The 23,677-nt window shown below is 63.4% G+C and carries 19 protein-coding genes and 2 pseudogenes; 2 read left to right on the top strand and 19 right to left on the bottom strand.

Annotated elements, in window-relative coordinates:
* Window positions 1-88: 88 nt before the first annotated feature.
* The 4 genes and pseudogenes from tnpA to ACSVIK_RS23315 form a co-directional block, all read right to left on the bottom strand.
* Window positions 89-253: pseudogene (gene tnpA / locus ACSVIK_RS23330) on the bottom strand (IS200/IS605 family transposase); the annotation flags it as partial.
* A 337-nt stretch (window positions 254-590) separates the two neighbouring features.
* Window positions 591-1,553, bottom strand: coding sequence for a hypothetical protein (locus ACSVIK_RS23325; protein WP_442446530.1), 963 nt, complete (start codon window positions 1,551-1,553; stop codon window positions 591-593).
* Window positions 1,554-1,856: 303 nt separating this feature from the next.
* A complete protein-coding gene (locus ACSVIK_RS23320) occupies window positions 1,857-2,342 on the bottom strand; it encodes a toll/interleukin-1 receptor domain-containing protein (RefSeq protein WP_442446529.1) in 486 nt (161 codons plus the stop codon).
* A 283-nt stretch (window positions 2,343-2,625) separates the two neighbouring features.
* Window positions 2,626-2,772, bottom strand: coding sequence for a hypothetical protein (locus ACSVIK_RS23315; RefSeq protein WP_177323902.1), 147 nt, complete (start codon window positions 2,770-2,772; stop codon window positions 2,626-2,628).
* A 397-nt stretch (window positions 2,773-3,169) separates the two neighbouring features.
* Between ACSVIK_RS23315 and ACSVIK_RS23310 the strand changes: the two genes are divergently transcribed.
* Window positions 3,170-4,081, top strand: a complete 912-nt coding sequence (locus tag ACSVIK_RS23310) for a helix-turn-helix transcriptional regulator (RefSeq protein WP_442446528.1) — start codon at window positions 3,170-3,172, stop codon at window positions 4,079-4,081.
* Between the two features lie 305 nt (window positions 4,082-4,386).
* Here the strand turns inward: ACSVIK_RS23310 and arsJ are convergent, their stop codons facing one another.
* The 3 genes from arsJ to ACSVIK_RS23295 all read right to left on the bottom strand — a co-directional run bounded on the left by arsJ (window position 4,387) and on the right by ACSVIK_RS23295 (window position 7,628).
* On the bottom strand, window positions 4,387-5,607 hold the full coding sequence (gene arsJ / locus ACSVIK_RS23305) for an organoarsenical effux MFS transporter ArsJ (RefSeq protein ID WP_442446527.1): 1,221 nt from the start codon (window positions 5,605-5,607) through the stop codon (window positions 4,387-4,389).
* Window positions 5,608-5,812: 205 nt separating this feature from the next.
* The gene (locus ACSVIK_RS23300; RefSeq protein ID WP_442446526.1) at window positions 5,813-6,817 is read right to left on the bottom strand and encodes an ArsJ-associated glyceraldehyde-3-phosphate dehydrogenase; all 1,005 of its coding nucleotides are present in this window, start codon (window positions 6,815-6,817) and stop codon (window positions 5,813-5,815) included.
* Between the two features lie 34 nt (window positions 6,818-6,851).
* Window positions 6,852-7,628, bottom strand: coding sequence for a metalloregulator ArsR/SmtB family transcription factor (locus tag ACSVIK_RS23295; RefSeq protein ID WP_442446525.1), 777 nt, complete (start codon window positions 7,626-7,628; stop codon window positions 6,852-6,854).
* A gap of 165 nt (window positions 7,629-7,793) precedes the next feature.
* Here ACSVIK_RS23295 and chrA point away from each other — a divergent pair, with 165 nt between their 5' ends.
* Window positions 7,794-8,990, top strand: a complete 1,197-nt coding sequence (gene chrA, locus ACSVIK_RS23290) for a chromate efflux transporter (protein ID WP_442446524.1) — start codon at window positions 7,794-7,796, stop codon at window positions 8,988-8,990.
* 4 nt (window positions 8,991-8,994) lie between these two features.
* On the opposite strand, the gene ACSVIK_RS23285 is transcribed toward chrA, so the two are convergent.
* From ACSVIK_RS23285 to ACSVIK_RS23230, 12 genes and pseudogenes are all read right to left on the bottom strand, one after another.
* Window positions 8,995-10,407 carry a lipid II flippase MurJ gene (locus tag ACSVIK_RS23285; protein ID WP_442446523.1) on the bottom strand — a complete coding sequence of 471 codons (1,413 nt, stop codon included), beginning with the start codon at window positions 10,405-10,407 and terminating at the stop codon, window positions 8,995-8,997.
* 5 nt (window positions 10,408-10,412) lie between these two features.
* Window positions 10,413-11,222: an acyltransferase gene (locus tag ACSVIK_RS23280; RefSeq protein WP_442446522.1), complete on the bottom strand. Its 810-nt coding sequence runs from the start codon at window positions 11,220-11,222 to the stop codon at window positions 10,413-10,415.
* Complete coding sequence (locus ACSVIK_RS23275; protein ID WP_442446521.1) at window positions 11,219-12,616, bottom strand: O-antigen ligase family protein; 1,398 nt, start codon at window positions 12,614-12,616, stop codon at window positions 11,219-11,221. The genes ACSVIK_RS23280 and ACSVIK_RS23275 overlap by 4 nt, the downstream gene beginning before the upstream one ends.
* Window positions 12,616-13,713 carry a glycosyltransferase family 4 protein gene (locus tag ACSVIK_RS23270; RefSeq protein WP_442446520.1) on the bottom strand — a complete coding sequence of 366 codons (1,098 nt, stop codon included), beginning with the start codon at window positions 13,711-13,713 and terminating at the stop codon, window positions 12,616-12,618. Before ACSVIK_RS23270 ends, ACSVIK_RS23275 begins: the two co-directional genes overlap by 1 nt.
* Window positions 13,704-14,912 carry a glycosyltransferase family 4 protein gene (locus ACSVIK_RS23265; RefSeq protein ID WP_442446519.1) on the bottom strand — a complete coding sequence of 403 codons (1,209 nt, stop codon included), beginning with the start codon at window positions 14,910-14,912 and terminating at the stop codon, window positions 13,704-13,706. The genes ACSVIK_RS23270 and ACSVIK_RS23265 overlap by 10 nt, the downstream gene beginning before the upstream one ends.
* Before the next feature lie 8 nt (window positions 14,913-14,920).
* The gene (locus ACSVIK_RS23260) at window positions 14,921-16,249 is read right to left on the bottom strand and encodes a beta-xylosidase (protein ID WP_442446518.1); all 1,329 of its coding nucleotides are present in this window, start codon (window positions 16,247-16,249) and stop codon (window positions 14,921-14,923) included.
* Window positions 16,246-17,418: a glycosyltransferase gene (locus ACSVIK_RS23255; protein ID WP_442446517.1), complete on the bottom strand. Its 1,173-nt coding sequence runs from the start codon at window positions 17,416-17,418 to the stop codon at window positions 16,246-16,248. The genes ACSVIK_RS23260 and ACSVIK_RS23255 overlap by 4 nt, the downstream gene beginning before the upstream one ends.
* The gene (locus tag ACSVIK_RS23250) at window positions 17,418-19,409 is read right to left on the bottom strand and encodes an exopolysaccharide transport family protein (RefSeq protein WP_442446516.1); all 1,992 of its coding nucleotides are present in this window, start codon (window positions 19,407-19,409) and stop codon (window positions 17,418-17,420) included. Before ACSVIK_RS23250 ends, ACSVIK_RS23255 begins: the two co-directional genes overlap by 1 nt.
* A gap of 249 nt (window positions 19,410-19,658) precedes the next feature.
* Window positions 19,659-20,018 (bottom strand): cupin domain-containing protein, encoded by a 360-nt coding sequence (locus ACSVIK_RS23245; protein WP_442446515.1) that lies wholly within the window; start codon window positions 20,016-20,018, stop codon window positions 19,659-19,661.
* A gap of 134 nt (window positions 20,019-20,152) precedes the next feature.
* Complete coding sequence (locus ACSVIK_RS23240) at window positions 20,153-20,464, bottom strand: cupin domain-containing protein (protein ID WP_442446531.1); 312 nt, start codon at window positions 20,462-20,464, stop codon at window positions 20,153-20,155.
* A gap of 399 nt (window positions 20,465-20,863) precedes the next feature.
* Window positions 20,864-22,834: pseudogene (locus tag ACSVIK_RS23235) on the bottom strand (exopolysaccharide transport family protein); the annotation flags it as partial.
* Window positions 22,835-22,875: 41 nt separating this feature from the next.
* Window positions 22,876-23,673 carry a polysaccharide biosynthesis/export family protein gene (locus ACSVIK_RS23230; protein ID WP_442446514.1) on the bottom strand — a complete coding sequence of 266 codons (798 nt, stop codon included), beginning with the start codon at window positions 23,671-23,673 and terminating at the stop codon, window positions 22,876-22,878.
* Window positions 23,674-23,677 lie beyond the last annotated feature (4 nt).

Genomic DNA, 23,677 nt, shown 5'->3' with positions numbered 1-23,677 from the left:
CAAGATGGAGCTATTGCTACGTGACGAGGTTCACCGGCAAGCTCGGGCGCTGGAGTAGATTTGTGGGGATTCCTCAGGGTAGAACCCCAACGCCTTTCACAATCCGAATCTCAAACGCCTCGCACGTCTGCCTCACCAGCTCACGTACCCGCTCTGCTACCTCTCCGCTGAGCACCTTGTATCGATACTTGGTCACCCAAACAAAGTGATACTCAATCTGGTAAACCGTATGGCTGCCATATCTGTAGTCCATGCGCTTGCCCTCCACCCTCGCATGGTGGCGCTAAAGCTCACCAGCTGAAAGCCGGTGGTTTTAACCTTTCGCTGGAAAATAAAATTGCACTGCGCTGGAAGCGAACAACACCCTGGACTTGGCAGCGAAAGCACCTGATTTGGTTCATAGAGCATTGCCTCGCCAGACATGACGAGGCAACACGATACTACTATCTGCTTACCATCCGACTGCTCGCTCGGCGCCTAGATACGTCATGGACCTTCAATCTCAGACTGAGATGTGATTCAGATAATGAAGAACGGAAGCAACCGACTGAAAGCTGACGCCAATATGAATAGAAGATGCCTGCTCTGCGTCAAAGTGAGTAAACCTTTTCGTGCACGCCACTCTTCTTGACTTTAGACGTTTCGAACGCATAGTCGCACTCATCAAAATTACACTCCGAAATAAAATGTGTGTAATCCAAACTCTTCACGCGAGCCATGGTCTTACTTTTGCTCAATTCCGTTGTTTTATTCTGAACATTCATTTCAGGCTTGAAGTAATTTATCAAACCGGCCTCAGCGGCGAGCACAAGATTCTCTTCTCCTAGGGTCGTGTAATCGTTAGGCCGCTTGATGACCATACCATCGCGAGACGCCATCGCTTCAAACTTGGGTGTGAAGAAGTACAGATAGATCTCCGCATTGTCCTCGCATTCTGCCTGGGCTTGCTGCACACGCTTGTGCCCATCCATTCGGCCGGACAACTCCATGGCCTTGCCGATGTAAATAACTTCGTACTTTTCCGGAACATCTTCGGTAACACGCAGCAGTTGATGAGCAAAGATGATATGCCTATTTTCATCCTTGGGCGTCGGGTCCACTGGTGTCAGAAAATGGTAGGCGATTGCCCGATCCGCACGCTCCGTCTCCCCACTTCCCGGCATGACAGCTGCAACCATAGGCTCCCGCTTCAATAGGCGCTCATACTCATCTGCAGACTCGACATATTGAATCATTGATTGCAGATGAGCCGGCGTCGGAAAGAAATTTTTATTGATACCCGGTGCGCCATGCATCAACTGAGCAATGTCGATCTTGTGAGGGCGCGATAGCATGCCCTGTGAGGAATACTTAAATACGATCTGACACTTTCTGTTCAGCGAGGCACTGGAAAATCGCGCTTTACGTCGTTTTACGATAAAATAGATTCTCCCATTCTTGAATCTATCCACCGTTTCTAAAGGAGCTTCGAATTCGCGATACAACTTATCAGGCGTAATAAAAAACGCATCAACCAGATGGGACTTAAGAATTTTAAACGGTGGCTTTATCATAACTAATCCCTAGACAACATCACGCAATGACAGCGAGCTATCAATATCGAACAATCTAACACCGTGAAGACACTCAGTGACAATCAGCGGCAAATTAATAATGAAAATTAACGAGCCAAATTTGCTACACCCTAGCCATATACTGCCAACCCCCCCTTTCTGCTATCTACAGATAGCAAAAAGGGGCGGAAACGCGCACCAGCTCTTGCGCTAACAGTTTTTCCAGCGGTCAGTCTATTCGATTAAAATGGAGAAGAATTTCACTCAAATTTAGCAGGGTAACGAATCAACCGATTGCCACTTCTAGAGCGTGACCAACTCGGCAATCTTTTTAGCTATCACCGACATCGAGTCTTCAGCGGTGTCCAGGCCGCTTCGGGACGCGAGTAGCGGGCTGACATTGCGAAGTGCGTCGTATGTCGTGTTATGCACGATGGGAACTAGTTGGTTACCCGCCAAGAGCGTGGAAAGCTCTTTGTCAGCAACGCTTTCTTTGGGGAGGCGGGCCAACAACGCGGGAGTCACCAGCACGAGTCCAATTCGCGAATTCGCTAATCCTTTGTCGATGGCACGCATCATCGGAACACCGAGTCCAAGATCCTTCTCGCTAAACCAAACCTTGACACCAGCAGCTACAAGAAGCTCATGTAGCTCTTTGGCCGCCCCTTGCCGATCGTCCCACGCGTGGCACAGAAATACATCACGCAGGTCAGGTTGTGCCGCCGCTCGCGTCTCAATGGTCTGGCGAATTGGTTGAAGTGATTGCACTTGACCCAATGTGTATGACACAGACGAACCAGCTTTGGACCAGCGTGGCCTTGCCGTCCCGCCCGACCTGGTAGCCCCACTACTGGAGCTGTAGCCGCTATAGCTGCTCCCACTGCTACCAAATGATGTGGAATAGGAGCGAGAGCTGCTACGGTAGCGGCACGCAGGACAGGCTGCCGCCGCTGCCGCTGAGCTATGTCCGCGTATCGGTGCTGTGCATCTAGACATTTTTTATACCTTTCATATGAGGAGCGAGTGGCCTTCAGGACACAAAAATGTGTCCTGGGCTCTGTTTAAGCGATTATCAACTGGTCGCTTTCGGGCGAATGACGATACGGAACGGTTGCCCGTTAGCACGTCGAATCACCTTCCCCGACTTGGTGGTGATGGTCATCCGGTAGATAACCTCGCCCTCCCCATCGGGTTTTTCGAACATCTCAAGCTGGGACATAGCATGTCCTCCTTCGAGATGGCTCAAACACAGAACTCGCTCCCTTGCGAAAGGCCCCCAATAGGGGCTAACATCCACAAGCTTTTTCCAGAAAGCGCGAGAGACACCTGGAGCCGATTCAGACGTCTTTTTCCGAAGGCCGGTCAAGTTCGTACCTTGACCGGCTTTTGTGTTTCTGGCGTTCTGATATTTTACCCGAACCACCATTTTTAAGCTCCTAATGTGCTGCAGATAGCCACAACAGAAAACCACAACGCAAATGTATCATCGTCATTTTGATTACGTCAAGCGCTCGCATGTGCTATCGTAGGATCTCAGATGCGCCCGACCAGACGCTGGGTGCGTCCCGCAAGGCAGGTAAGAAGGCAAGACCGTGAGAAAGCAAGACGGAGAGCAAATGATCGACTTGAACGAATACAGCCAGGCACAACGAGAGCGCTTGGTGTACATAGATTTCCGACTGTATTTCACGGGAACCGCTTCACGCACTGACCTCATGGACAGATTCGGGGTGGGCGCGGCGGCGGCCACTCGTGATTTCGCTCAGTATCGAGAGATTGCTCCTCAGAACACTGAGCTCGACACCGTGACCAAGCACTACGTGATGTGCGAGACGTTCTCACCTGTAGTCGCGCATTCGCCTGAACGCGTGCTCACAGCTCTATCCCACGGATACGGCTACGGTCTGGATGGAGAGAAGCCATTCATCCTAAATGAGTCGGTTACTCTGCTCAGCAAACCGAAAGTAGAAGTTTTGGCACCAATCTCACGCGCAATAAGCCTCAGCCAAGTAGTGAAAATAAGCTACACCTCGGGTTCGGGAAAATCTGAGCGGGAGATTGTGCCGTTCGCTATCAGTTGCGATGGCTTGCGCTGGCACGTCCGCGCGTATGATCGTAAGCGCGGAAAGTTTGTGGACTTTGTTCTAGCTCGAATCGGATCTGCTCAAGTTCAACTAGGAGAAAAGCCACTCTCCAATGAAAACAAGAAGAACGATGACCAGTGGAATCGGATGCTCGACCTCCCTCTTGTCCCTCATCCTGATAAGGATTGCGCACAGATAATGATGTGCGACTTCGACATGCCCGACGGAGTTCTTAAGCTTCGAGTACGTGCGGCAATGGCAGGGTACGTCTTGCAGCAGTACCACGTGGACTGCTCGCCTGACCACAGCATCAAAGACAAAGCTTACCGCCTATGGCTTAGCGATCCCTTAGCTCTGTACGGTGTAGAGAGCTCAATGTTTGCACCCGGATACAGAAGTCCAAACTTTGACGAGACTGAAGGCGACAAAGTTGAGGGAAACTGAACGAGCTGCACCTTACGAAAAATCGCGACCAGGTATTTTCACCTCTGCGAGACACAGTGATCTTCGGACTCAATATCATCAGCGCGATCATTTGGTGGTTTGGCTTTGAGGCAGAACCTCCCGCGTTCCTAGTGAAAGACAATCGGTCGAGTGCCTGAGGATAGTTTTAGAGATAGAGTAATTAGACACAAAGAATAAAAACTATATAAATCATATAATTATTATATTTTTCGACTCCTGGTGCCGCACCATATTGGAAAGCCCCGCAATGCGGGGCTTTCGCGTTTCTATGGTTCGAATCTCGCCTATCGGTTGCCCCGGTGCCTGGGCAAAGCCACCGAAATCAGCGCCGCAGTCAGCACGAATGCGCTGGATAGCCACAGGCAGGCCTCCAGGCCATGGGCCTGGTATACCCAGCCCGAGAGCAGGGTGCCGATCAGCCGGCCCAGGGCGTTGGACATGTAGTAGAAGCCCACGTCCAGGGACACGCCATCTTCCTTGGCGTAGCTGACGATCAAGTAGCTGTGCAGCGAGGAGTTGATCGCGAACAGCACGCCGAACAGCATCAGCCCACCGAGCAAGACCACCTGCGCCGCCCCGCCAACACCCAGGCCCAAGGCGATCAGCGCCGGTAGGCCGGCCAGCAGTGCGGCCCAGATAAAAGCCGCGCGGCCGTCCGGTACTCGCCCGCTGCGCTTGCCGGTGAGATGCGGTGCAAACGATTGCACCATGCCGTAGCCGATCACCCAGGCGGCAAGAAAGCCGCCCACCAGCCAGAAGTCCCAGCCGAATACGCTGCTCAGGTACACCGGCAGCGCCACCACGAACCAGACGTCGCGCGCGCCGAACAGGAACAGCCGGGCAGCGGAGAGAATGTTGATCGCTCGGCTCTTGGACAGCAGGTCGCGGAATTTCGGCTTGGCCTTGGCCTTGCCCAGATCCTTCTTCAGCAGCACCAGGCTGGCCAGCCAGATCAGCGCCAGCGCGGCGGCCATGGCCAGCACTGCGCCGCTGAAGCCGAGGACGGCGAGCAGCGCGCCACCGAGAAAGAAACCAACGCCCTTGAGCGCGTTCTTCGAGCCGGTGAGGATGGCCACCCATTTGTACAGTGTGCCCTGCTGACTGTCCGGCACCAGGAGCTTGATCGAGCTCTTGGCGCTCATCTTGTTCAGATCCTTGGCGATGCCGGACAACGCCTGGGCGCCCATCACCCAGGGCACGGTCAGCCAGGCTGCCGGCACGGTGAGCATCAGCAGCGCGAGCACCTGCAGGCCGAGGCCAAAGTTCATGGTGCGGTTGAGGCCCAGACGCGCGCCGAGGTAACCACCCACCAGGTTGGTGACCACGCCGAAGATCTCGTAGAACAGAAACAGCGCGGCGATCTGCAACGGCGTGTAGCCCAGGCTGTGGAAATGCAGCACCACCAGCATGCGCAGGGCGCCGTCGGTGAGGGTGAAAGCCCAGTAGTTGCCGGTCACCAACAGGTACTGGCGGATCTCCGGAGAGAGTCGTGCGAGGGCGTGCATGGCGTGATTTCCTGATCGAGCGTGGTTACAGGCGCGGCCGGAGGGCTGGCCTCAAGCGTAGGGTGCGCTGCGCGCACCATGGCGCTCCTTGAAGGGCATGCGGGCAAGCCAATATTCCGTAATATGCGGTGCGCTGGGTGGTGCGCACAGCGCACCCTACGAGACTGCGCTACGATCGCGGCTAAAGCCCCTCCCACATACCGGGTCAGCCGGCCTGGCCAACCAGGCGCGCCAGTTCCACCGCGCGGTTGGCGTAACCCCATTCGTTGTCGTACCAGGCGTAGATCTTCACCTGGGTGCCGGCCACCACCAGGGTCGACAGCGCATCGACGATGGACGAGCGCGGATCGGTGCGGTAGTCGATGGATACCAGCGGGCGCTCTTCATACCCCAGGATGCCCTTGAGTGGCCCTGCGGCGGCAGCTTTGAGCAGCGCGTTGACCTCCTCGACGGTGGTGGCACGCTCGACCTCGAACACGCAGTCGGTCAGCGAGGCGTTGGCCAGTGGCACGCGCACGGCGTGGCCGTTCAACTTGCCGCGCAGCTCGGGGAAGATCTCGGCAATGGCCGTGGCCGAGCCGGTGGTGGTGGGGATCAGGCTCATGCTCGATGCGCGGGCGCGGCGCAGATCCTTGTGCGGCGTATCGAGAATGCTCTGGGTGTTGGTCAGGTCGTGGATGGTGGTGATCGAGCCATGGCGAATGCCCAGCGCCTCGTGGATCACCTTGACCACAGGGGCCAGGCAGTTGGTGGTGCAGGAGGCGGCGGTGACGATGCGGTGCTGCGCAGGGTCGAACAGGTGCTGGTTGACGCCCATCACCAGATTCAGCGCGCCCTGCTCCTTGACCGGGGCACAGACCACCACGCGTTTCACACCCTGCTGCAGATAGCCTTGCAGCACAGCCACCGTCTTCATCTTGCCGCTGGCTTCGAGCACCAGGTCGCAGCCGCTCCAGTCGGTGTCGGCGATGGCCTTGTTGGCGCTCACGTTGATGCGCTTGCCATCGATCACCAGGCACTCGCCGTCGCTGCTCGCCTCATGCTGCCAGCGGCCATGCACCGAGTCGAAATCGAGCAGGTGCGCGTGGGTGGCGGCATCGCCGGCCGGGTCGTTGATCTGCACGAACTCCAGCTCGGGCCAGCTCCAGGCGGCGCGCAGTGCCAGGCGGCCGATGCGGCCAAAACCGTTGATACCGACTTTGATACTCATGCTGCGCTCTCCACTAATAAGGGTTGATCGAGTCTCAGGCACACAGCGGCCTGCGTGCCGGGCGGTCGTGCATCTGCCAGAGGCGTTGTACATCCGCGCGCAGCCATTCGAGGTTGCTGTCCAGGGTGCGCACGAGCAGTTCCCTGACCCACTCAGGCAATTGCGGATGCAGGCGGTAGTACACCCATTGGCCATTGCGGCGGTCTTGCAGCAGCCCACAAGCGCGCAGTTGCGCCAGGTGGCGTGAGATCTTCGGTTGCGTCAGATCCAGCGCGGCGGTCAACTCGCAGACGCACAGCTCCTGCTCCAGGGCGACGAGCAAGGCGATGCGCGTGCGCGTCTCGTCGGCCAGGCACTTGAACAGCTCGCTGGGCAGCATGACATTGGATTCGGCAGCGGCCGCTTCGCGCTCGATGCGGATAAACCGTTCTATCCGCGCCTGAATCTCTTCCAGCGTATTGCGGTAGGCATCTGCCTGGGTGCTGGTGGCCGGATCGGCGAAATGCCAGGCAATGTAGGTGCCGCTACCCGGCAGGCTCAGGCATTCCAGCGCCGACTTGTCGCACAGGGTGATGACATAGTCGAAGGGCTCATTGGCGAGCTGCTCGACGGATTTGCTGAACAGCCCTGCACAGGCAATACCCGCCTGCTCCAGCACCTCGCGGGTGCGCGGATCCACCTCGGTGGGTGCGCTACCGGCACTGCTGGCCTCGAAGTGCGCGTGACCGAGGTGGCGCAGCAGCGCTTCGGCCATCTGCGAGCGCGACGAGTTGGCCACGCAAAGGAAGAGAACACGCTTTTTCTGGCTCATCGGGGTTTCCAGCGCAACGGCGTGGCGCCAATATATGCCAAACCATATATATGGAAAAGTGAATATTAGATTGCTTCATTGCCATGGCGCCGGCCTCCCGGGGCAACTGCAGTATTTCATTCACCCGTTTCCATTATCGTCAGCACTCTTGCCGCGCCTGAAACCATGACCATGACCGACCGCAGTTGCTGGGCCGTTTTCCTGATCTTCCTGCGCCTGGGCCTGACCGCCTTCGGCGGCCCCATCGCCCATCTGGGCTATTTCCGCGACGAGTTCGTGGTGCGCCGGCAATGGCTGAGCGAACGCAGCTATGCCGATCTGGTCGCCCTCTGCCAGTTCCTGCCCGGCCCGGCCAGCAGCCAGGTCGGCCTGGCCCTGGGGCTGTCGCGCGCCGGTTATGGCGGCGCCCTGGCGGCCTGGCTGGGCTTCACCCTGCCCTCGGCGCTGGCGCTGATTCTCTTCGCCCTCGGCATCGCCAGCTATGGCGATGTGCTGCCCGCTGGCGTGCTGCAGGGGCTGAAGGTGGTGGCCGTGGCGGTGGTGGCCCAGGCGGTATGGGGCATGGCGCGCAGTCTGTGCCCCGATGCGCCGCGCATCAGCATCATGGCGGCGGCCACTTGCCTGGTACTGCTGCTGCCCTCCGCCTGGAGCCAGGTCGGAGTCATCCTGCTGGCCGCCGTCGTCGGCCTGCTGCTGTTCAAGCCGCAGCGCAGCGATACCCATGAACCGCTGTCGATCAGCGTTCGGCCTGGCGTTGGCCTGTTCTGGCTGGCGCTGTTCTTTCTCCTGCTGCTGGGGCTGCCCCTGCTGACGGCGCTGTTCCCGAGCCAGACACTGGCACTGGTGGACGCCTTCTACCGCGCCGGCTCGCTGGTATTCGGTGGCGGCCATGTGGTGCTGCCGCTGCTGCAGGCCGAAGTGGTGCCTACCGGCTGGGTGGACAATACGGCCTTCCTCGCCGGGTATGGCGCAGCGCAGGCGGTGCCGGGGCCGCTGTTTACCTTCGCGGCCTTTCTCGGTGCCTCGATGAACCCGGCGCCCAACGGCTGGCTGGGTGGCCTGATCGCCCTGCTGGCGATCTTCCTGCCGGCCTTCCTGCTGGTGGCCGGCGCGCTGCCGTTCTGGGAACACCTGCGCCACAGCCTGCGCACCCAGGCCGCCTTGCAAGGCGTCAATGCCGCCGTGGTCGGCCTGCTGCTGGCGGCGCTTTACCAGCCGGTGTGGACGAGTGCGATCCACGGCCCGCTGGACTTCGCCCTGGCCCTGCTGGCACTGGTCGCGCTGCTGTTCTGGAAGTTGCCGCCCTGGCTGGTGGTGATCGCCAGCGGTGTCACTGGCGGACTGCTGAGCCTGGCTGCGTAACCGCTCAACCCTGCATGCGCCAGGGTCGCAACCAGGCGGCCACGCCGGCCAGCACCAGCGCACCACCGGCCGTGGCCAGCAGCAATTGGCCGATACCCGCCTGCAGCGGATGCACCAGCACGGCAGCCAGGCCCAGCAGCAGCACGCTGACGAGGCCCTGCTGGCGCCAGCGCACGGCACCCAGTAGCCCCTGGCGTTGCAACAACGCCAGCCCCGTGGTGATCACCCCACCCAAGGCAGCCAGGGCGATGCCAGGCGCACCGAAGAGAAACGGCAGGCTCAACAGCAATAAGGCATTGATGGCGCCACCGAACAGCTCGCAGCGCAGGGGCAGCGCGGTATCGCCAGCGGCATAGGCGTAGCGCGCCAGCAATGCGTTCCAGGCGCCGAACACCAGCGGCACGGAGAACCAGGCCAGCAGCAGCGGTAATGGCCCGGCCGCCACGTCGGTCGGCAGCAGCCACAGAATGAAGGTGGGGCTGGCGGCGATCAAGCCAAAGGAGGCCGGTAGGCTGAACAGGGTGGCAGCGGCCAGGCCCTGATGCAGCAGAGCCAGGCGGGCGCCGGCCTGCCGTGCGCTCATCATGCCGAGCAGCACCTGATTGAGGTTCATCAGGGCAATCAGCGGTAGGTTGATCAGCTTGCGCGCCAGGTTGACCCAGGTGACCACGCCTTCGCCCAGCAGGCTGGCGACCATGCGTTCCAGTAGCGCCAGGCCGTGGCTGGCCAGGTTGCTGGCCAGCAGCGGCCCCATCCGCCCCAGCAATTCGCGCGCGGCGCCGTGCTCACGCTCCCGTGCCAAGGGCCGCCAACCCAGGCGCCAGGCCGAGGGCAGCAGCGACAGCGGCATCAACAGGCTGCCCAGCACGCAGGCCAGCGCCAGTTCCGCCGGCTGGCTGGCAGCGCCACGCCAGGCCAGGTAGGCGACGGCCGGCAGGTTGAACATCAACGAGCCCAGGCCGACCAGAACGAAACGCTCACGCGCCTGCAGCGGAATGCTCAACAGCGCGTGCAGCAGCAGGCCGGGCACGCAGGCCGCCAGCAGCGCCAGGCTGTCGCCGGCCACCTGCCGCGCCTGCTCGCCGAGGCCCGGGCCGATCAACCGTACCCACAGTGGCGCGGCCAGGGCCAGGGCCGCCCAGAGCGCCAGGGCAATCAGCAGCAACCAGGGGCTGACTGCGTTCAGCCAGCGCCGACGCTGCTGCTCGTCACGCTGGCCGTACAACGGCAGCGCGGCAGCGGCCAGCAAGCCACCGGCCAGCGCCATGCGCAGGGCCTCCGGCAGAAACAACGCGACGATGAAGGCGTCGCTGCGCTCCCCCGCCCCCCAGGAGGTCACCAGCAGCCATTCGCGGGCAAAGCCCAGGCCCAGACCGGCCAGAGTCGCCAGCGTCAGCCACAGCGTGCTGTTGAACATGGCTGTCAGTGGAACAAGGTGAACAGGCCCTTGCCGCCGACCTTGTAGTTGAGGTCATGCGGGCGCTCACCCATGATCTTGGCGCCGCTGCCACCGACGATCTTGTACGGCGCCACCTCCTTGGCCACCACGGTATTGGCGGTGACCACCGCGCCACGGCCGATGTGCGAGCCCTGGCCGATCAGCGCGCGGCTGGCGATCCAGGCGTAGTCGTCGATGTAGATGGGTGCCGAGATCGACCAGAACTCGGGGGCGGCCAGATCATGGGTGCCGGCGATGATCAGCACGTGCGAGGCGATCGCCACATGGTCGCCGATCACCAGCCCGGCGCGGGCGTCCACCTGGCAGTGCCAGGCGATCACGCTGTCGTCGCCGATCACCAGGTTCTCCACTCCCAGCACCTCGGTGTTGCGCCAGATCGAGGTGCCCTTGCCGATCTTCGCGCCACCGGCGCGCAGCCACCAGATGCGCACATGGTGGCTGGGGATCTTGTTGATCAGGATGTTGTAGGCCTGCTCCCAGGCGCGCAGCCAGCGATCCTTGAGGGTCGCCCAGTTCTTGCCGTACAGGGGCACGAACTTCGCCGGAATCTCGGTCTTGAGCAGGGCGTAGAAGCGCCGCGCCAGCGGATTCTCGATGCGTGGCTCGATATCCACCGAGCTGATGGCGTAAACGCCGCTCTCGTCAAAGGCCACGTCATGCTCGAACATCCACTGCAGCGCGCGCTCCAGCTCGTCGCGCGTCACGCCCAGCTTGGCGGCGTAATCATCCAGTTGCGCACGCAGATCCGAACGCAGCCTGACACGGTGTTTCATGGCGAGGATTCCCTGTGAGAGTCGCTGGCATCACGCAGTTCCGGGTGCAGGCGCACCACCTGCAGGCTGAGGCCCATGAGCAGCCAGAACAGCGCGATGATGACGTAGGTGAAGCTGTAGTAGTGGTCGAACAGGCCGGTGAGGATGGCCGCCAGCACACCGGCGGTACTGCCGAGCCAGATGGCATTGTCGGCATCGATGCGGCGCACCGCGCCCACCGGCCTGACCTCACGCCACCACAGCAGGGTCACGGCGACGAACAGCAGCATGCCGGGAATGCCGATCTTGTAGATGAAGTTCAGCCACAGGTTGGAAATCCCCAGCAGGCCGCTGCCCGGCACCGGCGGGTCGACCTTGAAGCCGATACCCAGCGGGTAACGCGCCATCGCGTCGGGGAACATGGCGTACTCCAGGAAGCGCACCTCGGTACTGGCGTTGCTCGGCGAGAACATGGTCAGCAGGCGTTCCTGCAGCGGCGGGTAGAACAACACCAGCGCCGCACCGAAGGCGATGCCCAGACCGAGGATACGCCCGCTGTAGGGTGTGCGCTTGTAGGTCAGCCACAGCAGCACCAGAGCCAGCGAGACGATGGCGCCACGGGAGATGCTGAACAGCAGGCCGGCGCAGCCCAGCAGCGCCACCGACAGCCCCAGCAGGCGCCGCCAGCCCTTGCGCGTCCAGCCGTAGAGCAGCGCCAGCGGCACGAACAGGGCGAGGATGCCGCCAGTCAGGTTCGGGTGCACCCAGGGCGAGGCCATACGCTGGTAGTTGGCCGAGAAGATGTCCCTGACCGCCTCGGGGTGGGCGTACTTGAGGTCGGTGAGAATCGGGATCATGGTGGTGGCATCACGATCCTTGAGGAAGATGAATATCGACAGGCAGAGCATGGCCAGGTTGCCCAGTAGCAGGGCCACGATCAGTTGATCGCGGTCGCGCTCGCTGCGCAGCAACAGCGGCACCATGAACAGCAGCGACAGGTTCATCAGCCAGCGCACCCAGTTCACCGGGCCGTTGCCTTCGGCATTGATGATGATCATGCCGACCACGAACGGCAGGGTGCTGTACAGCATCAGCCACAGCAGGGTGCGCTCCACCGGGCGCCATTGCAGCAGGCCACGGCTGCGACCGATGAAGGCCTGCCACAGCAGTGCCAGCCAGGTCAGGCCCAGCACCGCCTCGCTGATGGTGGTACGGATACCTACCTGTACCGTGGTGTAAGGGATGCTGGTGGCCAGCACGGCGAACAGCAGCAGGCCCCACAGCGGCTTGCGCAGCAGGGTCAGGGTCAGGGCGCCGCCGGCCAGCAGCACCACCAGCTTGCCGACGCTGAGGAACCACAGCAGCACACCGAACAACACGCCGAGAATCAGCGCGACAGGTAATCCCATGGCCATCAGCGCGACAACTCCATGACTAGTTCATTCAGACGCCGGCTGTAGGCCGGAAACTCATAACGCCGCGCCCACTCGGCCAACTCCGCCGTGCGTGCAGGCGGCTGTGCAGCCACCTGCAGCAGGCAGGCGAGCAGGGCCTGGCGATCGTGCGGGGCGAAGCGCGGGCAGCCGGGCGGCGACACTTCGTCCAGGGCCGAGCCGGTAGCGGCCGCGACCGGAGTGGAAACACTCAGCGCCTCCACCACCGGCAAGCCGAAGCCTTCGCCATAGGAAGGCTGCCAGAGGCACTCCGCTGCCTGGTACAAGCCACAGAGCTGCGCCTCGCTCAAGCCACTGCGCCAATGCAGGCCGGGCAGTTCGCGCAGCTCAGGCGCCACATCCTCGGGGTGGCCCACCAGCACCAGAGCCGGCACCTGCGCCGATTGCCGGCGTGCCTGCTGCCAGCAGTCGAGAAACAGCGCCATGTTCTTGCGCGGCTCACGGGTGCCCACGGCCAACCAGAAGCGCTCGGGCAGGTCATCCGGCAACTGCGCCGGCGTGGTGGCGAAGCCCGGCACCAGATTGGGCAGCACGCGCAGCTTGTTGCGGGCGAAGGGGAATAACCGCGCCGCTTCGTCCGCCGAGAACTGCGAGGGGCACCAGATGCGATCGGCCATCAGCACCGACCAGGCGATGGACAACCCATCGATGCAGCGATAGGCCAGTGCCTTGAGGCGTGAGCGATGGAAATTGCGCTCGGTGAGCTGGAACAGGTCATGCAGCACCAGCACCTGTTTGCGCCCGCGCTTGCGCCCTAGAGGCAGGCCCATGTTGGCCGTGGCGATATACAGGTCGATGCGCGCCTCGTGCAGCGCGCGGGGCAGAAAACCGGCCTCGAAGCGCCAACGTACCTGCGGCCGTTGCAGGCCCTGCAAGGGGCTGGCCCAGTCCGGGCAGCGGGCCGTGGCACGCTGCGGATGATCCAGCGGCGCCTCGGTGAAACGCAGCAGCTCGGTATCAGGCAGAGCCAGCAACGCCTGCTCCTGCGCCAGCACCTGGCGCCCGATACCCGAGGCCGGGGCGACGGTCGCCGGTCGGTAATCCAGACCTACGCGCATACCCGCTCCTGCTCGATCTGCCGATAAACCGCCTCGAGCCGCTCGGCCGCACCGGCCCAGTCATGCTCGCGGCGCACGTAGGCGCGGCCATTGGCAGCCAGAGCGGCGGCCTGCTCGGCATCGGCCAGCACCTCGGCCAGGGCGGCGGCCAGCTCAGCGGCGGTCTCGCCGGCCAGGTAGTCACGCCGCGCCTCGACCGCCAACCCGGACACCCCCTGCGCCGTGCTCACCACCGGCAGGCCAGCGGCCAGCGCTTCGATCACCTTGAGCTTGGAGCCGCCGCCATGCCGCAGCGGTGCGAGAAACGCCGCACAACCGGCCTGCACGCTCGGCAGATCGGCGGCGAAGCCCAGCCACTCGATACGCGGATCGGGCCAGCGCTGCGCCCAGGCCTGCGGCAGGGCATGGCCGGCGACGACGAAGCGCGCCTGCGGGCAGGCCTGCCAGAGCCTTGGCAGGATTTCGTCCAGCGCCCACTGCACGGCATCGCAGTTGGGCGCGTATTCGTAATTGCCGACAAAGAGGATGCGCTGGCTGCCGGTAGCCGCCTGCACCTGGGCAAAGGCCTGGCAGTCGACGCCATTGACCACCACCGCCACCGGCGTGTCGGTCAGGCGGCGCATGGCCTGGGCGTCGGCCTCGGTCACAGCGACCACATGCCCTGCCTGGTCGAATACGCGGCGCTCCCAACACCGTGAGCGCCATTGGTCATAACACACGAAGGGCGTCAGCCAGGCAGGGAAACGATCATAGGTAGCCGCGCCCAGTGCCGACTCCAGATTGTGCTCGGTGAGCACGAAGGGCTGGCCGCGCCGCGCCAGCGGGCCGGCCAGGGGCTGGAAGCCATAGCTGTGCTCGACCTGCACCACGTCCCAGCCGCCCTCGGCCAGCAGGCTGTCGAAGCGTTCACGCAGGGCGCCGGACAGACCATTGACCGAAGCCAGCAGCGGCCAGGGAGCGAACAGCGCCGCCAGCAGGGTCAGCGGGCTGCGCAGATTGCGCCGCGGCAGCACGATCAGGCGTTCGAGCAAGGGCTCCAGATGCTGCCGGCACTCATCGTCCAGCGCCGTCTTGGACTGTACCAGCAGGGTGATGCGATGGCCGCGCGCGGCCAGGGCGCGCAGCAACTGGTACTGGCGCGTCTTGCCGCCACTGGTGGTTGGCCAGGGCAGATAGGGCACGATCCACAGCACGCGCATGTTCGCTCTCACCACACCAGCATCTGCAGGCTGGGCTTGGCCTGTAGGCGAACGCCGCCTGCCTCGCTCAGGGTCGTCTGGCTGCCGGTCAACGGGTCGTGCAGTTCGGCGGCGCTGATCTGCGGCAAATGCAACGGCGCCGAGCTTTCGCTCCAGAACAGCCAGAGGTGCTTGCCGTCCTCGCGCTGCCAGGCAACGCTGAACAGGTCATCGGGGGTTGCTTCCAGCGTGGGGGCATCCGCCGGCTCCAGGCGCGGCCCGGTCAGTTTGAGGAAGCGCTGCAGGGCCAGATAGACCGGCTTGGGCTTGCCTTGCAGGTCGAGCAGGCCGTAATGCTGATCGCGCGCCGAGGCGCGGCTGTCGAGGTCGGACAGGGCGAAGAGGAACACCTTGTCGTAATCCAGCGCGCTCATCAGCGCCAGACGGCGCAGCACGTAGTCCGCCTGGCCCTGATCGCCGATGATTTCCTGCAATTCCTTCGGCCCACTGTAGCTCGACCAGCCCCATTCGGTGGCCCAGATCTGCGGCACCTGCGCACCGCGCAGGGTGGCGTTGAGCTGCTGGCTGCGCAGCACGAAATCGCGCGCGCCGGGCTCGTCGGTTTCCGGGGTCTGCGAATAGGGGTGGTAGGCGACGATGGTGCCCAACTGTTGCACGCCCAGCTTGCCCAGGCTTTCCAGCATCAGCCCACCCTTGACCGGCATCTGGCTGTAGTAGGCCATGCCGCCCATCACCACCGGCTTGTCCGGCACGACCTGGCGCAGCGCCTGGGTGGTCACCTGCAACAAGCGGCCGTAGCCTTCCGGGTCTTCGTGCGGGCGCCAGAACGAGGGCAGGTTCGGTTCGTTCCACACCTGCCAGGCATCGACGCTGGGGTAACGCTTGGCCAGCATGGCCATGGTCTTGGCAAATAGCAGAGGATTTTTCGGCGGGTACTGATCCGGCGTCGGCGAGCCTAGCGGCGCGCTGGTGGCATGCGGCGCCGAACCGACCAGGTAGAACACCGACTTGAGCTGCTGCGCCTTGAGGTCGGCGACCAGTTGATCCAGCTCGCCCAGGCGGTAGCGGCCTTCCTTGGGCTCGTGGCGATCCCAATGCAGGTCGATGCGCGTCCACTCCAGGCCCAGGTCGCGCAGGCGCTGCATCTGCTCGCGATATTGCTCGGGGGGGAACCAGAGGAAGTGCGCATTGACCCCGAGAAAGTCCTTCCAGACCACCGCACGCGGCGCCTTCAGTTGCGTGGCCTCGGCCTGGGCCGGCTGGCTCATGCCACAGCCGGCCAGGCCGAGCGTCAGCCCCGCCAGCAGCGCCAGACGGGAAAACCATGGGCTGATCATGCACATACCTCTGCGAAGAGTTGGCGAAAACGCTCGGCCGTCTTGGGCCAGGCACGGGCCGCGCCGATCTCGGCCGCGCGCTCGGCCCACTGGGCGACACGCTGCGGCGCATCGGCGGCTTGCTCGATGCAGGCCGACAAGGCTTCGACGTTGCCCTGCGGGTAGGTCAGGCCATTGCCGCTGCGCACTTCTTCGGCGAAGGCGCGGGCGTCGGAGGTGATCGCCCCGCGGCCACAGGCATTGGCCCAGGACAGCGCGCCGCTGGTGCCGCGCATCTCCCCGAGCAGGCTGAGCTTCTTCGATTCACGATAGGGCAGCACCAGCACATGGTGCGCCTGAATGCAGGCGGCGATGTCGCTGGCCGGCAGATCCAGCGACCAGTCCAGGCAGCCGTCCAGACGCAGGGCACGAGCCCGCGCGCGCAACTCGTCGAGGTAGTTGCCACGGGGGCCGAAGGCGATCTCCGGGGCGCTGCCACCGGCGAGGGTGAGACGGATGCGCCCGTGCAGCTCGGGCCGCCGCTGCAAGGTGGCGGCCAGGGCATCGAGCAGATCCTCGATACCCTTGCCGCGATAGATGAAACCGAAATACAGCAGGCGCAATGGCTCGGCCGGCGGCAGCGGGCACGGCGCGATCTGCAGGTTGCCATGGGCGATGCTGAGCTGACGCCCGACAGGCAGGCGCATGCGTCGGGCCAGCAGGTGGCCGCCCAGTTCGGTGAGGGTCACCACCCGTGCCAGGCCCTGCGCCACCTGACGCTCTTCACGCAGGGTCAGCGGGTCGGCCAGTAGCGCCGCCAGTTGCGGCAGCGGGCTGGGCAGACGCCCCAGCCAGCGCAGCGCCCAGGGCAGGCTGGCGCGGCGCCAGACCAGGCGCTCCGGGTCGTGCACGGTGGCCGTCAAGGGCAATTGCGGTTGGTGCTTCAGCAACCAGCGCAAGGCCTGGAACTCCCCCAGGCGTCCACCGCCCAGTTCGGCATGCGCCAGATCCACCGAACCCCAGTCGAAGGCGGCGAGCGCTGCGGCGTTGCGCTGCGCATCCATGCCACAACCGCGTAGCGGGCATAGCACCTCGACACCGGCGGCCTGCAAGGCCGTGCTCAGGTGCCAGGCGTAATCGGCGATACCGGTCTGCTCGGGCGGCAAGGGCGCCAGCAGGGCAATGCGCATCAGGCCCCGCCTCGCAGGCGTCTGAGCAGATCCAGCACGGCGCCCGGCACCTCGAAGCGGCGCTTGTTGAGGATGATGCCGTCGACCTTGCCGAAGCCGGTCTGCAGCAGCGACAGGGCGTTCTGCACCACCGGGATGGTGCTGGTCTTGGCTTCCACCACCAGGGCGATCAGGTCGGCGCGGCGCAAGGCCAGGAAGGCGTCCTGGTTGCTCAGCAAGGACGAGGCATTGAGGATCAGCACCTCACCCGGCCTGGCCGGCTCGCTGCCCAGCAGGCGCACCTGATAGCCATGCTCGATCAGCAGGCGGGCAAGGTGCTCGGTAACGAAGCGCACCCCCTCCCCCGGTCGCGCCGACGCCAGCGCCAGGGTCAGGCCCTGCTGCGCCACGCGGTCGAGCGGCAACTGACTGTAGAGCCGATAGAGGCTGGCGGTGAAGGCGCTGTCGAGCTTCCACGGTTGCGGCCCGAGATCCTGCAAGGTGCTCCACAACGGCACCTTGAACACGGTCTCGATGCGCGCGCCGTCATGGATGCGCTGGTCGATCAGGTAGCACAGGTAGAGCGTCAGCAGGCCCACCGCCAGCGCCGCCGGCAGGGCCAGCAGCAGCATCATCAGGCTCTTGGGAAAGACCCGGCTGGGGTTGAAGGTGGCCTCTTCGATCTTGGCGATATTGCTGATCTGGCTGTTGTCCAACGCCTGGTCGATACGCGCCTTCTCCAGGGTTTCGGCATACAGCGCATAGCTCTTCTCGGCGTTGGCCAGTTCCAGCAACAGGCGAGTGATCGCCGGTTCGTCGGCCATGACGCGCAGGCGCTCCTGGTGCAACTGGGCGAGCTGCGCGGCGTAGTCCTTGATCTGCCCAGCCAGCTGCTTGGCGCGCAGCTCGGCGTCGATGATCTGCTGTTGCAGATTGGCGACGATGGCGTTCGGCGCGAAGTTCTTCGAGCGTTCGATGCGCTCGGCTTCCTTGGCGATCATGGCCTTCATCTGCTCGATGCTCTGGTCGACTTCACGCACTGGCGGCGTGTCGGGCAGGAAGGTGCGCAGCAGGCCGGCGCGCTGCTCCTCCAGCGCATTGAGGCGGCGCTTGAGGTCGAGCTGGTTGGGGTTGAGGCTGACCTCACGCGCGGTCACCACTTCTTGCGGCTGACGCTTGAGCTGCTGGCGTGCGTCGGCCAGGAAACTGGCGATACCGGCCTGCTCGTTGAGACTCTCGGCACGGGCATCGGCCAGGCGGTTGATCTGGTTGGTGAGGTTCTCCAGGCGCTCCTGCACGCTGACCGCATTGACGTCCTGCAAGCGCGTACGCAGGTCGTTCTTGAGGCCGTCGATCTGCGCCGCGACCTGCTGCATCTCTTTCTCGTAGAACACCTGCAGGCTCTTGCGCCCCAGGGTACGGGCACGCTCTGCGAGGTAGACATCGACCCAGGTCTGCACCACTTTCTGGGCAATGGCCGGGTCGTTCCAGGTGAAATTGATCTCCATGACCGCCGAACCAGGCTCATGACCGACGGTGAAATTCTTCTCCAGCTTCTTGGCCAGACGTTCGACTGGCGATTGCGCCTCCACCAGCCCGAGCAACTGCAGCACGCTGCGCAGCGCATCGATCACCGCGTTGACCACCTTGCCGACCTCGAACTTGATGGTCTTCCACAGCCCCTGCGGCTGGTAATTGGCCATCAGCTCGATATAGCGCTCGGCGACCATGCGCACGATGGGCCGCCCGGTGAGCATCTTCTCTTCGTCGACTATGGGGTCGCGCTGGGTGCTGGGGGCGATCAACGCCTGGCGGTTAGCCACTTCCAGGGGCAGCGTGGTGCTCTCGCGGCCCGGTTTGACCAGCAGGCGCGCGTTGGATTCGTACTTGGTCGGCAGCAGGAATGCACCCAGCAGCACCAGCACCAGGGTCACCACCACCGCCGCCTCGAACTCTCGCCGGAAGATGAAGAACAGCCGCAGCAGGTCGCGGAAGGAGCGGATATCGATCATCTGGACATACTCATGACAGGCGAGAGAGAAATCGAACGCGGCGTGCCGCCGGACAGGCGCGACGCGCGGGTAAAACAGGGCACCGTGCAGGCCGCTCGCGAAGAGCGCCAACCGCCATCGCGCCAGTCGTCAGACTGTTCGACAGGGCCGTGGCAGGGTAGCGATCCGATCATGCAGAGCTCCTTGCACAGGTGGTATCGATTCAGGCCGCGAGCGCCCGGTCAGACCAGGGCGCCGGGGCGACCGCACTCAGACGTAGGTCACGTCTTCCGCACCGAAATAATCACCGGTCTGTACTTCGTAGAACTGCACCGGGGCCACGCTCGGGTTGTTCATCGCGTGCACCTGCTCCAGGCCCACGCTCAGCCCCTCGCCGCTGCGCAGGCGATGCACCTGGCCGTCGATGTCGACGTGAAGAATGCCGGAGAGCACCAGCAGGCGCTTGCTGCGGTGCTGGTGGTAGTGCGCAGGCAGGCCCTGGCCCGGAGCGATGGTCACCTTGACCAGGCAGTGGCGCGGCGACTCCTCCAGTGCCTGACTGGTGCCCCAGGGGTATTGGCACAGGCCTTTGGGAGAGGTGCTGGCGGGGTGGAAGAATTCGTTGGACATCTTTTGCTGTTCCTTGTCGGTCAAATGTTGTCATGGTTGGCAGGGCGGTCTCTGCGCCCTGGCCGCGCTTATCTCACGCTATGCAGCGTCTGGCTGGCAAGGCCGATGATGACATCATCGGCCGTCTGCCCGCCTCATTGAACGAAAACGCAATCCTCCTCGGCGAGGAATTCGCCCAGGCGCACCTCGAAGAAGGTCGCCGGGGAAACACCCGCATTGCTCAGCGCATGCACCTGCTCCATGGCGATATCGATGCCATCGCCCTCACGCAGGCGCTGCACCTGGCCGTCGATCTCGACCTGCAATATCCCGGACAGCATCAGCAGGTGCTTGCTGCGGTGCGCATGGAAATGCGCGGGAATCAGCGCACCCGGCTTGAGCTCGACCAGCAGCACGCTATGCAGCGGCGCTTGCTCGATCAGGCGGTTGCTGCCCCAGGCATGCACGTGGCTGGGAGCCTCAGCCAGCACGGCCGGCTCGACCGGAAGCGGGCGAGCAGGCGCAGGCGCGTTCTGCGGCTGGGCAGAAACGACGCGCGCCGGTGGGTGTGCCACCAGACCGGCCGTGGTGCTGACCAGCGGCGGCAGCGGACTGCCTGGCACGCGGGCAGGTGCCGAAGCCGCTTGCGGCGCGGCTGCAGGTTCGGGCGTAGCGACGGGCTCAGGCGCGGCGACGGGCTCAGGCGTGGCGACAGGCTCAGACGCGGCGGCCACTCTAGGCGCCGGGGGCGCGACAGGCGCAGCAGCCGCTGCTGGTGCCTGTGCCCGCTCGGTCAGCAGCGGCGGCTGGCTCGCCGCCTCGGGCGCTGGCACAACCGGCGCCGGCTCGGGTAGCACGCGGCCACCGGCGAGCAGATTGAGCAGGCGCGCCGGCACCTCGAAGCGGCGTTTGTTGAGGATGATGCCGTCGATCTTGCCGAACGCCGTGTTGAGTACCGACAAGGCGTTCTGCACCACCGGGATGGTGCTGGTCTTGGCTTCCACCACCAGGGCAATCAGGTCGGCGCGGCGCATGGCCAGGAAGGCATCCTGGTTGCTCAGCAAGCAGGACGCATTGAGCAGCACCACCTCACCAGGGCGAGCCGGTTCGCTGCCGTCGAAACGCACGGCATGGCCACGCTCGACCAGCAACTGCCCCAGGTGCTCGCTGACGAAGCGCACGCCCTCCCCCGGCCGCGCCGAGGTCAGGGCCAGGGTCAGGCCTTCGCGCTCGATGCGTTCCAGCGGCAACTGGCTGTAGAGCCGGTAGATGCTGGCGGTAAAGGCGCTGACGATCTTCCAGGGGCGCGGCCCGAGGTGCTGCAGGGTGGTCCACAGCGGCACCTTGAACACCTCCTCGACACGCGCGCCGTCGTGGATGCGCTGGTCGAGCAAGAAGCATAGGTACAGCGTCAGCAGGCCCACCGCCAGGCCCAACGGCAAGGCCAGGGCGAGAATCAGCAGACTCTTGGGGAAGACTCGCGAAGGATTGAGCGTGGCCGCTTCGAGCAAGGCGATATTGCTGATCTGGCTGCGATCCAGGGCCTGGTCGATGCGGGCCTTTTCCAGGTTCTCGCCATAGAGGCTGAAGCTCTTCTCGGCGTTGTCCAGCTCCAGCAGCAAGCGGTTGATTTCCGGCTCGTCGCTCATCACCTTCAGGCGTTCGGCACGCAGAGCCGCCAGTTGCTCGGCATAGTCCTTGATCTGCCCGGCCAGGCGGCGTTCGCGCAACTCGGCGTCGACGATCTGCTGGCGCAGGTTGGTGGCGATGCTGTTGGGTTCCAGGTTCTGCGAACGCTCGATGCGCTCGGCCTGTTTGGCGATCAGGGCCTGCATCTGCTCGATGCTCTGTTCCACCTCGCGCACTGGCGGGGCATCGGGCAAGAAGGTGCGCAGCAGGCTGGAGCGCTGCTCTTCCAGCGCATTCAGACGGCGATGCAGGTCGAGCTGATTGGGATTGAGGCTGATCTCGCGGCTGGTCACCAGCTCTTTGGGCTGACGCTTGAGCTGCTGGCGTGCATCGGCCAGGAAGGTGGCGATCCCGGCCTGTTCGTTGAGCTTCTCGGCACGCGCATCGGAGAGCCGGTTGATCTGCTTGGTGAGGTTCTCCAGGCGCTCCTGCACGCTGATGGCATTGACCTTCTGCAGTCGCTCGCTCAGGGCGTGCTTGAGGCTGTCGATCTGTTCGCCGACCTTGTCGCGCTCACCTTCATAGAAGGAGTACAGGCTGTCGCGGCCCAGGGCACGGGTGCGCTCCTCGAGGTAGGCGTCGATCCAGGTCTGCACCACCTGCTGGGCGATGTAGGGGTCGTTCCAGGTGAAGCTGACCTCCATGACCGCCGAGCCCGGCTCGTGGCCGACGCTGAAGTTCTTCTCCAGCTTCTTGGCCAGGCGCTCCACGGGGGTTTGCGCCTCCACCAGGCCCAGCACCTGCAGCACGCTGCGCAACGCTTCGATGACGGCATTGACCGCCGCGCCGACATGGAACTTGACCGTTCTCCAGAAGCCTTCCGGACGGTAGTTGGCCATCAGTTCCAGATAACGCTCGGCGACCATGTGCACAATGGGCCGGCCGGTGAGCAGCTTCTCTTCGTCGACTACCGGGTCGCGTTGCGTGCTGGGGGCGATCAGCGCGGCTCGACCAGCGGCATCGATCGGCATGGTGGCGTTGTAACGCCCAGGCTTGACCAGCATGCGCGCGGTGGACTCGTACTTGGTCGGCAGCAGGAAAGCGCCGAGCACGGCCACCACCACGGTAGCGATCACCGCGAGCTGGAACTCCCTGCGGAAGATAAAGAACAGCCGCAATAGGTCGCGGAAAGAACGAATTTCGAGCACAGAGTTACCCTTAAATATAGGTCACTTCAAACAACTCAATTTCACCGCGGGACATTAAGGTCAACCTTGGTGTCTTGCTGATTGAGGTTGTAGTTGAAACCCAAACCAACGGCTTTGTTGATCGGAATAAGCCGCGTGAAGTACATGTCCACCGCCTCGACAGCACTGCCGATCCCCGACTGCGGCACGTAGATGAGATCACCACGCTGCATGGCGATCATCGGTCGCTCCTTGTCCTGCAGCAGCGAGGCCAGGCTGAAGAAGTACATCTTGTACTTGCCGTCGTCACCGGCACGCAGCAGGGCGATATTGTCGCTGTCGGCCGAGGGCAGCACACCGCCGGAAGCCAGCAGCACCTGCTCCAGAGTGGCGTGGCCGACCAGATCGAAGAAGGCCGCATTGGGCACCGCGCCGCCGATGAACACCTTGTTGCTCGGCGCGATGGCGATGTTCACCGTGGCGTTGGGCCGCCGGTAGATCTTGCTCAGCTTGCTGGTGACCTCCTTGGCCACGTCCTCGGGGGTACGCCCGTCGGCTTTGATCAGCCCCACGTAGGGCATGGAGAAGTAGCCATCCGGGCGCACCACGAACAGGGACATATCGTCCTGCTCGGCCGGCTCCTGAGCGTCACGCACGATGCGCAGGGTGTCGCCACTCTGGATGCGCACCTGCGGCGGCGGCAGGTCGGCCAGCTTGTAGATTTCCTGGTGGCGCAGCTTGAGCGCCTCGTCGTCGGGCAGGTGCACCCGCGCCGGCGTGCTGCAACCGACCAGCAACAGCGCCAGCAGGGCAGCGACGACAGGGGACTGAACGAATGACTTCTTGGTATGAGCGAACATGGGT

Source organism: Pseudomonas sp. NCHU5216, from assembly GCF_052156495.1.
Taxonomy (GTDB): Bacteria; Pseudomonadota; Gammaproteobacteria; order Pseudomonadales; family Pseudomonadaceae; genus Aquipseudomonas.
This window is presented reverse-complemented; position numbering and strand designations above follow the sequence as displayed.

Coding starts and splice junctions, on each gene's coding strand:
- ACSVIK_RS23325 (WP_442446530.1), bottom strand. CDS start 1,553: ATGATAAAGCCACCGTTTAAAATTCTTAAGTCCCATCTGGTTGATGCG.
- ACSVIK_RS23315 (WP_177323902.1), bottom strand. CDS start 2,772: ATGTCCCAGCTTGAGATGTTCGAAAAACCCGATGGGGAGGGCGAGGTT.
- ACSVIK_RS23310 (WP_442446528.1), top strand. CDS start 3,170: ATGATCGACTTGAACGAATACAGCCAGGCACAACGAGAGCGCTTGGTG.
- arsJ (WP_442446527.1), bottom strand. CDS start 5,607: ATGCACGCCCTCGCACGACTCTCTCCGGAGATCCGCCAGTACCTGTTG.
- ACSVIK_RS23300 (WP_442446526.1), bottom strand. CDS start 6,817: ATGAGTATCAAAGTCGGTATCAACGGTTTTGGCCGCATCGGCCGCCTG.
- ACSVIK_RS23295 (WP_442446525.1), bottom strand. CDS start 7,628: ATGAGCCAGAAAAAGCGTGTTCTCTTCCTTTGCGTGGCCAACTCGTCG.
- chrA (WP_442446524.1), top strand. CDS start 7,794: ATGACCATGACCGACCGCAGTTGCTGGGCCGTTTTCCTGATCTTCCTG.
- ACSVIK_RS23285 (WP_442446523.1), bottom strand. CDS start 10,407: ATGTTCAACAGCACGCTGTGGCTGACGCTGGCGACTCTGGCCGGTCTG.
- ACSVIK_RS23280 (WP_442446522.1), bottom strand. CDS start 11,222: ATGAAACACCGTGTCAGGCTGCGTTCGGATCTGCGTGCGCAACTGGAT.
- ACSVIK_RS23275 (WP_442446521.1), bottom strand. CDS start 12,616: ATGGCCATGGGATTACCTGTCGCGCTGATTCTCGGCGTGTTGTTCGGT.
- ACSVIK_RS23270 (WP_442446520.1), bottom strand. CDS start 13,713: ATGCGCGTAGGTCTGGATTACCGACCGGCGACCGTCGCCCCGGCCTCG.
- ACSVIK_RS23265 (WP_442446519.1), bottom strand. CDS start 14,912: ATGCGCGTGCTGTGGATCGTGCCCTATCTGCCCTGGCCAACCACCAGT.
- ACSVIK_RS23260 (WP_442446518.1), bottom strand. CDS start 16,249: ATGATCAGCCCATGGTTTTCCCGTCTGGCGCTGCTGGCGGGGCTGACG.
- ACSVIK_RS23255 (WP_442446517.1), bottom strand. CDS start 17,418: ATGCGCATTGCCCTGCTGGCGCCCTTGCCGCCCGAGCAGACCGGTATC.
- ACSVIK_RS23250 (WP_442446516.1), bottom strand. CDS start 19,409: ATGATCGATATCCGCTCCTTCCGCGACCTGCTGCGGCTGTTCTTCATC.
- ACSVIK_RS23245 (WP_442446515.1), bottom strand. CDS start 20,018: ATGTCCAACGAATTCTTCCACCCCGCCAGCACCTCTCCCAAAGGCCTG.
- ACSVIK_RS23230 (WP_442446514.1), bottom strand. CDS start 23,673: ATGTTCGCTCATACCAAGAAGTCATTCGTTCAGTCCCCTGTCGTCGCT.